This is a genomic window from Frankia sp. CeRuru1 (assembly GCF_977966315.1).
This window is the reverse complement of sequence record NZ_CDWWEW010000188.1, coordinates 1-9,804: the sequence shown is the minus strand read 5'-3', so window position 1 is coordinate 9,804 and position 9,804 is coordinate 1. Positions and strand designations below refer to the sequence as shown.

The window sequence follows — 9,804 nt, the reverse complement described above, 5'->3', positions numbered from 1 at the left end:
GTAAGCATTCACCTGGTTTAGGGATCTTGCTGTAGGTGGCGGTTCGTGGGCGTGGCTGATCGAGGGCACCCTGATCCGCCTGGTCGTCGACCGCCTCCCGGGCGAAAGCCGGGAAACGAGGGGATGATCACGTCGAATGCTTCGGTGGGATCGCCGCCGTACGCGCCGGGGTCGGCCAGCGGATCGATGACCCTGGACCAGTGCCAGAACGTCCAGGGCCAGCCATGGGTGAGGATCAGGGGGGTCGGATCGGGGCCGACTCCGGCCTTGCGCCAGTCGTAGCCGGTGCGCCAGTAGTCGACAAGTTCTTGCAGGTAGGCGCGGTTCACGCCGTAATACCAGTCCTCGTTGCCCGCATCGAGCGGCCAGCGAGTCAACTCCAGGCGCCGCTGGAGGTCGGCGAGCACGTCGTCGGGCACGTGAATCGGCGTCGGCTCCAGTGGGAACGGCCGGGTCTCGGCGGCGTGCGACGGCGTGGTTTCGTGGCTCATTGTCGTCTCGTCATCGTCCTCTTCGCATCGTCGTCTTCCTACCGCCGGTCGACGTATCCGGTGAGCCGGTCGACGTAGCGGGTGAGTCCGGCTCGGCCGGAACGACATCGCCGCGTGGGGATCGGGCGCGCGTGACCCGGGTAGGAGACGGCTATGTGGACATGGCTACGAGGGATGGCGGCGCGCCGCCGGGCCCGTTCCCGTTCCCGATCCGGCTCCGGGTCCGGGTCCGGGTCCGGGTCCGTGGACAGTTCGGCCTGGAACCCGTCCGGCTGGTGGTGGTGTCTCGACCACGGACGCGCGGAGAACCCGCCGGATGCGCCCGGTCATCGGCGCCTGGGTCCCTACGGCAGTGCCTCGGACGCCGAGAACTGGCGGCAGGGGTTGGACAGGCGCAATGAGGACTGGGACGAAGCGGACCGCCGATGGGCCGGGGACCGCTGACGGTGGTGCTGCCGGCACGGTCGTCGGCGGTCTCGTCGGCGGACCCGTACGGCGGTGAAGAGCAGCCGCCTCCGCCCGCGCTACCGCACCTCCGAGGACATCATCTGATTGGCCTGCGCATAGGGTGTCGCCTCGGCGGCGCCTGAGAACGTACCTTCTTCGTAGATTTCCCGGGCCGCGTGCAGCACGGCCGCGAGAGCGATACGCGGCAGGAGGGAGCCGAAACTGATGCGGCGGGCACCGAGCAGGCCCAGTTCGGTCACCGACGGGAACGGGGGCGGGCCGACCAGGACGTTCACCGGGCCTTGGACCCGCTTGCAGAGCTCGCGGATGGAGTCCGGGCCCAGTAGGCCCGGGGCGTAAAGCACATCGGCGCCGGCCGCCGCGTACGCCTGAAGGCGGCGTATCGTATCTTCGAGATCGGGGTGGCCGTAGAGAAAGTTTTCGGCGCGTGCCGTGATGACGAAGGGGAAGGGCAGGCTTCGCGCGGCGGCGACCGCGTGGCCGACTCGTGTGACGGCGTCGTCCAAGGCCAGGATCGGCGCCTGCGGTATTCCGGTGGCGTCCTCGATGGACCCCCCGACGGCTCCAGCCTCGGCGGCCAGCAGAACGGTCTCCTCGACGTCCCTGGGCGTCTGCGCGAAGCAGCTCTCGAGGTCGGCGGAGACCGGTAGCGGGGTTGCGGCGGCGATCGCACGGACGTTGGCAAGAGTCAGCGTGCGGTCGATCAGGTTCGCGCCGTCGGCCACACCGTGGCTGAGGGCCAGCCCGGCACTTGTGGTTCCGATGGCGACAAAGCCGGCTTGCGTTAGCAGGCGCGCGCTTCCGGCGTCCCAGGCATTTGCCATGACAAACGGGCTGTCCTGCTCGTGTAGCTCACGGAATATCACCGCTTTGCGATGTTGCGCGGTCGTGTCGTCGTCCATCACATCAACTTTCCTGGGGCCGGTTGGGGCACCGGCGTGGACAGATGAGTTCTACGCGCTGGTCGACGGCCGGTGAGGCGTCGCGGGTGTCGTCATCTTCGCAGGTGTCGCCTGCGGGTTTCGGTGCAACGCCGACATCAACGCCGCCCAGGATATTGCCGCAGGACGTGCGGTGAACGCACGGGGAGGCATGGCACCGGCCGTGCCGGTGAACCGCGGACCTCACCACCACGCACCCCTTTGGTGGGTGTGTAGGAGTTGGGATGCCCACCTTTCAGGGCGGGGAGGAGGTCAGTCGCCAGCCCAGGACGCCCGCGGTGAGGGACGGTGGTCCTATGACCGACGACGACGATGACTGGGCCCCGCCGCCCGTGCCCCACGGCGACGGAGACCCGATAGCAGCCGCGGGCGAGGCGCTCACCGAAGCGGAGACCGCCCTGCGGGCCTACGCCTGGATCCCGGACGCGGACGAAGTCGACGCTGCCGCCGCCATCCTCCACCAGCTGGATGCCGGGCACCATCGCCCCGATGCCCCGGTCCGGTACCTCGTCCACCGGGCGCTGGACGAGACGTACCCGCAGCTGATCGCCTGGCGGCCCCGACCGCTGTACTTGTACGCGGCGGTGAAAACCGTGCAGCTTCTCGCCGCGGCACCGCCCACCGAGGAGCGTGACGATGCCACCCTCGTCGCCTGGGACCGCCTGACCGTCCTACTCCGCGTCGTGTCCGCCACCGCGGGTGGCAGTACCTAGCACCTGCCCGACACTTTCCCAACACCTGCCCGATACCTGCCCGGCGCCGTCCCACCCGCACCCGGTTGCTGGCGGCTGATCCGGATGTGGCGGCCGCAATCGCCGAGGAAATAAGCTACATCGGCCCCCACCGCGGCGAGTCCGGAGGAGATGGTCGCGTTGCGTTTGGAGAGGTTGGCCCCGAGGTTGGCTCCATGGCCGGCGAGCCGGGCCGTCCGGGACCGGCCGGCGACCGCGTGCCCGGGTTGTCCGGAGCGTCACCGAGCCCCGCGCGCGGGGAGACCCGATATAACGATCATGCTGGTCGGTGGGGTGCCGCTGCCGACAGCCCCGGCCCGGCGAGGACCCCGGTGGAGCGGGCGTTCAGGGCATACCTTGATACCCAGATGAAACAGACGCGAAGCGGAGTATCGGTGACTGACTCGACCATCATCTATACACACACTGACGAGGCTCCGGCCCTGGCGACGTACTCGTTCCTGCCCGTGGTCCAGGCGTACGCCGCGACGGCCGGGGTCAGTGTCGACAGCCGCGACATCTCCCTGGCGGGGCGGATCATCGCCAGTTTCCCCGAGGATCTCGAGGAGGCCCAGCGCGTCGAGGACGCGCTCGCCGAGCTCGGTGAGCTGGCCAGGACGCCCGAGGCGAACATCATCAAGCTGCCGAACATCTCGGCTTCGATTCCGCAGCTGAAGGCGGCGATCGTCGAGCTGCAGCAGCAGGGCTACGCGCTGCCGGACTACCCGGACGACCCGAAGACCGACGAGGAGCGGAAGATCCGCGCCCGTTACGACAAGGTGAAGGGCAGCGCCGTCAACCCGGTGCTGCGCGAGGGCAACTCCGACCGCCGCGCCCCGGCCTCGGTGAAGAACTACGCCCGGACCCACCCGCACCGGATAGGCGCGTGGGCACCCGACTCGAAGACGAACGTCGCCACGATGAGCGCCGACGACTTCCGCTCCACCGAGAAGTCCACGATCATCGCCGCGGCCGGCGCGCTGCGCATCGAGCTCGCGGGTGACGACGGCAGCACCACCGTCCTGCTCCCGTCCCTGCCGGTGCTGGCGGGCGAGGTCGTGGACGCGGCCGTCCTGCGGGTGGCCGCGCTGCGCGAGTTCCTCACCGCGCAGATCGCCCGGGCCAAGGCCGAGGGCGTGCTGTTCTCGGTGCACCTGAAGGCCACGATGATGAAGGTCTCCGACCCGATCGTCTTCGGCCACGTGGTGCGGGCCTTCTTCCCGAAGACGTTCGCCACCCACGGCGCGACGCTCGCTGCGGCCGGCCTGTCCCCGAACGACGGGCTCGGCGGCATCCTCAAGGGCCTGGAATCGCTGCCCGAGGGCGAGGAGATCAAGGCCTCCTTCGCCGCGGAGCTCGCCGAGGGCCCCGCCCTGGCGATGGTCGACTCCGACCGCGGCATCACCAACCTGCACGTGCCCAGCGACGTCATCGTCGACGCCTCCATGCCGGCCATGATCCGTACCTCCGGCCACATGTGGGGCCCGGACGGCCGGGAGGCGGACACCCTGGCGGTCCTGCCCGACTCGAGCTACGCCGGCATCTACCAGGTCGTCATCGACGACTGCCGGGTGCACGGCGCCTACGACCCCGCGACGATGGGCTCGGTGGCCAACGTCGGCCTGATGGCGCAGAAGGCCGAGGAGTACGGCAGCCACGACAAGACCTTCGAGATCCCTACCACGGGCACGGTGCGGATCGTCGACCAGGCCGGCACCGTGGTGCTGGAGCAGGCGGTCGCCGCCGGCGACATCTTCCGCGCCTGCCAGGCCAAGGACGCGCCGATCCGGGACTGGGTGAAGCTCGCCGTCACGCGCGCCCGCGCCACCGGTGACCCGGCGGTGTTCTGGCTCGACGAGAACCGCGCCCACGACGCGAGGCTGATCGAGAAGGTCCGGGCGTACCTGCCCGAGCACGACACCTCCGGGCTGCGGATCGAGATCAAGGCTCCGGTCGACGCGATCGCGTTCTCGCTGGAGCGGATCCGCCGCGGCGAGGACACGATCTCGGTCACCGGCAACGTGCTGCGTGACTATCTGACCGACCTGTTCCCGATCCTGGAGCTCGGCACGAGTGCCAAGATGCTCTCGGTCGTCCCGCTCATGAACGGCGGCGGCCTGTTCGAGACCGGCGCCGGCGGCTCCGCGCCCAAGCACGTCCAGCAGCTGCTCAAGGAGAACTACCTGCGCTGGGACAGCCTGGGCGAGTTCCTGGCGCTCGCGGCCAGCTTCGAGCAGTTCGCGCGGACGACGGGCAACGCGCGTGCCCAGGTGCTCGCCGACACCCTCGACCGCGCGACCGCCACCTTCCTCAACGAGGACAAGTCGCCCAGCCGCCGGCTGGGGGGCCTCGACAACCGCGGCAGCCACTTCTACCTGGCGCTCTACTGGGCGCAGGAGCTGGCCGCGCAGACCGGCGACCCCCGTCTCGCGGAGGCGTTCGCCGGTCTCGCCAAGACGCTCGCCGACCAGGAGAAGGCGATCGTCGACGAACTGATCGCGGTCCAGGGCTCGCCGGCCGACATCGGGGGGTACTACCAGCCCGACCCCGTCAAGGCCGCGGCCGTCATGCGTCCGTCGAAGAGCTTCAACGAGGCCATCGCCAGCCTCGCCGGCCTCGGCTGACGAGACCCGAGCGAGGGTCCCACGCCAACGAGGGGGATCCCACGCGATGACGCGATGACGCGATGAGGGGAAGGGCCCCGGAGCCCGGGGCCGGGGCCGGTCCGCCGCCAGGCCGCGACCGTGTCGTGACTCTGTGTAGTGCAATGGCCTCCACCTGTCGCGGCAGAACTTTGCTCCAGTGATGAACCGACATATGGATTGTTATTCCGTCATTGACATGTCCGTCCCCTGAGGTTCATGGGTGGCGCCTAGCGTCAGCCGGGTGGTTGAGCGATTTTCCGGGCCGGTCGGCGATATTGAGCGGGGTCCCGGGCCGGTCGGTGACGGCGACGCGCTGGAGCTGATCAGATCCCGGTTGCCGGGCCTGTCGCCGGCGGAGCGGCGGGTCGCCGATGCGGTGCTGCCGGCGCCGCTGGAGGTCCTGGACATGTCGGTGACCCAGCTGGCCGAGGTGTCCGGGAGCTCGGTCGGGTCGGTGATCCGGTTCTGTCAGACACTCGGCCTGCGCGGGTTCCAGGACCTGAAGCTGCGCCTGGCGCGGCAGGCGATCCCGGTCGAACGGCAACTGCTCGACGAGATCTCCGCGGACGACGGCTCACCCGAGGTGGTCCGCAAGGTGTTCTCGGGGATGGCCGGCGCGCTGAGCGTCGCGGCCCGCGCGGTGGACGCGGGCGCGCTGGACCGCGTCGTAGACCTGATGATCAACGCGCGGCGGATTCTGTTCGTCGCGGTCGGGACGTCGGCCCCGCTGGCCGCCGACGTCGCCTACCGGCTGACGACGATCGGGCTGCCGGCCGTCTACCCGGCGGATGTGCACGTCCAGCACGTGTCGGCGCGGATGCTGGGCCCGGGGGACGTCTGTTTCGCGATCAGCCACACCGGGTCGACGACCGAGACGTTGGCGTCGATGCGTACCGCCGCGACCACCGGCGCGGCCACGGTGGCGCTGACCAGTTTCGCCAGTTCGCCGCTGACCGAGCTGACCGAGTCGGTGCTGGTCGCGGGCAGCCGGGAGACCGCCTATCGGGTCGAAACCATGACCAGCCGGATCGTGCACCTGGTGGTCCTCGACGCGATCTTCGTTCTGATCGCGTTACGGCACCGGCAATCCCAGGACGCGCTGGCCGCGACCGGCGACGTTATCACCGAGCACCGCATCTGATCATGTCTAGGAGTGTCCGACCATGAACACCACTCTCGCCGCCAACCACCTGCCGCCCACGGCGACGCCGGCCAGCTCCACCTCACCCAGGTGATCTCCGTCTTCCCGGGCGAGGCGACCCAGCCGCTGCACCGGGACGAGCTGGCCTGGGAGGCGGTCTCAAACGGTCAGTGCACCGCAGGTGAATCACGTCACCGTGATACACATCATGCGGCCCACCGACAAGGAGGCCGAGCGCGCGGCGAGGCGCTGACCGAGACGGATCGCGAAGAAATCTCCCGTGGGCACGAAACCCCACGTGCACCGGGGCCGTGGCTTGTCGAGTCCTACTGTTGTTCCGCCGGTGGTCTTCCTGCCTGCCTGGCCGGCCGTCCCGTGCACCGGGAACAACTGTAGCCGTGGTGACAATGATTTCCCACGGGACACCGAACACCCGGCCGCGTCAGCTGAACCGCTACGCCCGAAGGTGGTGTTGGGTAATGTCGGGACGTCTGCCGGCGGGCACCAGCCGACGGTTGACGGTAGCTGTCCCATAGTCCATATACAGCGAGGTCCGCCCACGCGCTCTCGCCCATTCGTCGAGCGGGCCGGAGCGTGAACGGATATTTCCCTGTGCTGCCTGTCTTGTTCTCCTCGGGGGTCCCTCGCCTATGCGCCGCCCAGTCCTGCCCTTGGGTATCGCCGCCGCCCTGCTGGTGGTAGCTGCCGGCACCGGCGGTTGTTCGTCCGGAAAGGCGTCCGCGGGCTCCTGTGACACTCCTGGAGTGACGGCGGATCAGATCAGGCTAGGTGTGCTTTACCCCGACTCGGGGGTGCTCGCGCCCTTCTCTGCCGCGCGAGCCGGCCTCGACGCCCGGATCGGGCTGGCCAACGAGCGTGGCGGGGTACACGGCCGGAAAATCGTGTACGACTGGCGCGAGGAAGTCTGGTCGAAGTACCGGAACATGTTCTCGTCGTTCTACATCACCGGATCCGCTATCGACACGTACGGCAGGCTCGTCCAGTCACGCGGGGGAACCAGGGCCGTTCTGCTCAGGACCGCCCTGTCGGCCGGGATCGCGGACACCGGAAGCAAGATCGTGCAGAGCGTGCAGTCAGTCGGCATCCCGGTCGTCGACGAGGTGAGCTACACGGCGAACGCCGACAGCCCGGCGGCGATCGCCCAACGGATCGTCGCGGCTCGCGCCGACACCCTCCTCACCGTGGTCGACGCCCATGAACTCCCCGCCGTGCTGAACGCGATCCGCGCCGCCGGTGGGAATCCCACGGTGATCCTTGCCGCCAGCGGCTACGATGGCCGACTGCTGCGTGATGCGGGCGCCGCCGTTGCCGGCGTCACGGTCCTGGTTTTCCACAGGCCCTTCGAGGCCGGCGGCCCTCCCATCACGAGCTACATCGACGCGATGCGGCGCTACGCCCCCCAGCGGGAGGACCCGGAGCAGGAGATCACGATGATGGCCTACATCAACACCGACCTGTTCCTGCGCGGTCTGGAGGAGGCCGGGGACTGCCCCACCCGGCAGGGTTTCGTCGACGGACTGCGGTCGGTGACGAACTACGATGCCGGCGGCCTGATCCAGCCGATCGACCTCAGGAACAGTCTGGGCCGGCAGAGCACCTGCCTGGCCTTCGTCCAGGTCAACAATGCCGGTACGGCCTTCGGCGTCGTGGCGGAGAACCTGTGTGGCAAGGAAATCACGCCCGGTCGGGCCGCCTCGTGACCCGGGCCGGCCGGGCCCTGATCTGACGCGTCCCCGCCGCCGGGCGATGCGGGCGAACGCCGCGGCCCGGCCGCCGCCGCGGCGGCGGCGAGCAGGCAGCAGGCACCGGCTCCCGCCAGGGCCATCCAGGGGACCCAGCCACCCGGAGGATTCCACTGCGACGAGCCCAGGAACCAGGCCGGTCCATAGATGCCCACGGCGCTGCGGTGCCAGTCTGTCCACAGGCCGACGGTATGCACCGCGACCACCGCCATGACGGCGACGGCGGGCCCCGCCCGGCGCAGGGCCGCGGGGATGCGCGCGGCCCGCCGGGTCAGGATCTCCCCGGCCGCCAAGGGCACCAGCACCGCGATCGGCAGCAGGTACCGCCCGTAAACCGGGAAGCGCGTCTGCCGCAGGACCAGCACGTCGAGCGCCACCGCCACCGCCACCACGCCGATCAGCACCGCGCCGAGGCGGACCCGCTGCCGCCAGGTTCCCACGACGAACGCCGCGCCGAGCAGGACCAGCAGGCACGCGCCCCATGTCCAGTAGGCGAACGAGGGCATCCGCAGGCTCGCCCAGCCGAACACCCCGACCCACTGCCGTGCCCAGGCGGGCGCGTCGGACGACAGCTGCCGCAGCCCCTGTTCCGCGAGCTCACGGCTTATCCCCGGGTGCGGCTGCACGCGCTTCTCCCAGGCCGCGGTCGCGACGACCCCGGCCACGGCGAGGACGATCCACGGAACCGAGAGCCACCCGACCAGCCGGTGCTGCCGGGTCCCCTCCGCTGGCCGGGTCTCTTCTGCTGGCCGGGGCTGCTCGACTGGCCAGGGCTGCTCGACGGCGGGTACCGCATCGACGGCCCGCGCCCGCGCGCGGGGGGCCGCGAGACCGACGGCGATCACCGGGGTGAGCAGCACCCACAGGGGGCCGGACGGCCGGGACAACGCCACCAGCGCGGCGACGAGGCCGAGGGCGGGCCAGATCCACCTCGGCGGCGCGCCCGGTCGACCGAGCCGCAGCGCCAGGGTGAACAACGCGGTCGCGCCCGCGATCTCCATCCCGTTCGTGCCGAGGACGGAACCCAGGAACAACGCCATCGGCGAGACCGCCAGCAGCACGCCGCCGACCGAGAGCAGTCCGGCGCGGGAATCCCAGGAGGCGACGATGATGATCGCCAACAGTGTCACCACGATGGCAGCCGAGGTCGCCCGCCCGGCGTAGAGCGCGCCGTCCGCCGTGTGCGTGCGGGTCATCACGGCACCCTCGACCGCGTAGAGATAGGGCTCATAGGTGCCCACGTAACTGAGGGCCCGCGTCGCCGGCGGCCGGGAGTGCGGACGGTCGAGGCACGCGACGGACAGCCAGTCGCGGAAGAGGTCGCAGGGGAACCCCGCCGCGCCGGGGTTGAGCCCGGCGGGCAGGGCGAAGACGCGGCTGTTGCGATTGATCCAGTCGATCCGTTCGGTGCGGCCCGGTCCGTTGCCGAACGACGGATGTGCCAGCCGGCCGGGTGTTCCCGTCCATTGCCCGGTGCCCGCGCCGACCGCCTTCACGAAGTGGGCGGGCTCGTCGGGGCCGAACCCCGGCGGGTTGGTGCCGACCCAGGCGGCGACGAGCAGGAGGAACCCCGCGACGAGAAGCCGGGGAGGCAGCCGGGACGCACCCGGGGACCGGCCGGCCG

The 9,804-nt window shown here is 70.1% G+C and carries 6 protein-coding genes and 1 pseudogene; 4 read left to right on the top strand and 3 right to left on the bottom strand.

Annotation, left to right across the window (positions count from 1 at the left end; genetic code table 11):
• Nucleotides 1-17 precede the first annotated feature (17 nt).
• Nucleotides 18-491, bottom strand: coding sequence for an epoxide hydrolase family protein (locus AC08OP_RS14455; RefSeq protein WP_476614670.1), 474 nt, complete (start codon nt 489-491; stop codon nt 18-20).
• Nucleotides 492-1,015: 524 nt separating this feature from the next.
• Entirely contained in the window at nt 1,016-1,861 is an 846-nt protein-coding gene (locus tag AC08OP_RS14450; RefSeq protein WP_476614669.1) for an isocitrate lyase/PEP mutase family protein, read from the bottom strand.
• Nucleotides 1,862-2,196: 335 nt separating this feature from the next.
• Between AC08OP_RS14450 and AC08OP_RS14445 the strand changes: the two genes are divergently transcribed.
• The 4 genes from AC08OP_RS14445 to AC08OP_RS14430 all read left to right on the top strand — a co-directional run bounded on the left by AC08OP_RS14445 (nt 2,197) and on the right by AC08OP_RS14430 (nt 8,138).
• Nucleotides 2,197-2,613, top strand: a complete 417-nt coding sequence (locus tag AC08OP_RS14445; RefSeq protein ID WP_476614668.1) for a hypothetical protein — start codon at nt 2,197-2,199, stop codon at nt 2,611-2,613.
• Between the two features lie 413 nt (nt 2,614-3,026).
• Entirely contained in the window at nt 3,027-5,255 is a 2,229-nt protein-coding gene (locus AC08OP_RS14440) for an NADP-dependent isocitrate dehydrogenase (protein ID WP_476614667.1), read from the top strand.
• Nucleotides 5,256-5,496: 241 nt separating this feature from the next.
• Nucleotides 5,497-6,417: a MurR/RpiR family transcriptional regulator gene (locus AC08OP_RS14435; protein ID WP_476614666.1), complete on the top strand. Its 921-nt coding sequence runs from the start codon at nt 5,497-5,499 to the stop codon at nt 6,415-6,417.
• A 650-nt stretch (nt 6,418-7,067) separates the two neighbouring features.
• A complete protein-coding gene (locus AC08OP_RS14430; protein ID WP_476614665.1) occupies nt 7,068-8,138 on the top strand; it encodes an ABC transporter substrate-binding protein in 1,071 nt (356 codons plus the stop codon).
• 398 nt (nt 8,139-8,536) lie between these two features.
• On the opposite strand, the pseudogene AC08OP_RS14425 reads toward AC08OP_RS14430, so the two are convergent.
• Nucleotides 8,537-9,742, bottom strand: a pseudogene (locus tag AC08OP_RS14425) (DUF2142 domain-containing protein); the annotation flags it as partial.
• Nucleotides 9,743-9,804 lie beyond the last annotated feature (62 nt).